The organism is Pseudomonas sp. 2822-17, assembly GCF_002742485.1.
Lineage (GTDB): Bacteria > Pseudomonadota > Gammaproteobacteria > Pseudomonadales > Pseudomonadaceae > Aquipseudomonas > Aquipseudomonas cyclaminis.
In genome coordinates this window covers 1-283 of record NZ_LJRZ01000656.1, presented here as the reverse complement: position 1 = coordinate 283, position 283 = coordinate 1, and the positions used below count along the sequence as shown (strand labels likewise).

Annotated in this window: 1 protein-coding gene; it reads right to left on the bottom strand. The window is 36.7% G+C overall.

What is annotated here, in order from left to right:
* Positions 1-283 (bottom strand): hypothetical protein (locus AOA60_RS23750; protein ID WP_218240801.1); only part of this gene is annotated, 283 nt, incomplete at both ends.

Here is a 283-nt window from a genome sequence, read left to right as displayed (position 1 = left end):
CTGTTATTTTATATAGCTTGAAATACTCTTCCTTGTCTGCATCTTTCCAGAATCCTTTAAGGTTGGGCTCATTCCAAACTTCAAAGGGCCATTTTAACACTTCTTCAAGACCATATCTTTCAATAAAATGAGTCACCAAAGCTTGAATGAGATCATACCACTTGTCATAGTCGTTAGGTGGTGTGACATTACCTTTCCACGTAAAAACAGTCTCATCACCAGACGCTAAAAGCTTTGGCATAAATCCAAATTCAATAAAAGGCCTGATTCTTAACTCCATATA